This window comes from Stenotrophomonas sp. 01N47 (assembly GCF_056399165.1).
The window spans coordinates 1-352 of record NZ_JBFTQU010000124.1 but is presented as its reverse complement, the minus strand read 5'-3'; the positions used below and the strand labels follow the sequence as shown (position 1 = coordinate 352).

Annotated in this window: 1 protein-coding gene; it reads left to right on the top strand. The window is 67.3% G+C overall.

What is annotated here, in order from left to right; translation table 11 throughout:
• Window positions 1–352, top strand: a 352-nt coding sequence (locus tag AC1DKR_RS21510; protein WP_478035280.1) for a PP2C family protein-serine/threonine phosphatase, incomplete at both ends; no start/stop codon positions are given.

Sequence of the window (352 nt, the reverse complement as noted above, 5' to 3'; positions counted from 1 at the left end):
GTGCCGCCCTCGAGAAACCGACCCCAACAGCCAACATGCGATTCTCCGTCTACCAGGAAAGCAGAAAAGGCGGCCGCCGCATCAACCAGGACCGCATGGGGTATTGCTTCACGCGCGATGCCCTGCTGATGGTGCTGGCCGACGGCCTCGGCGGCCATGCGCTCGGCGAGGTCGCCGCGCAGCAGGCACTGCAGACCCTGGCCCGCCAGTTCCAGGCGCAGGCCCGGCCGTCGATCCGCAACCCTGCCGATTTCCTGCAGGACACCATCATGCTGGCCCACCGGGAAATCCATCGCTATGCGGAGGCCAACGGCCTGGCCGACGTGCCGCGCACGACGGTAGTCTGCTGCCT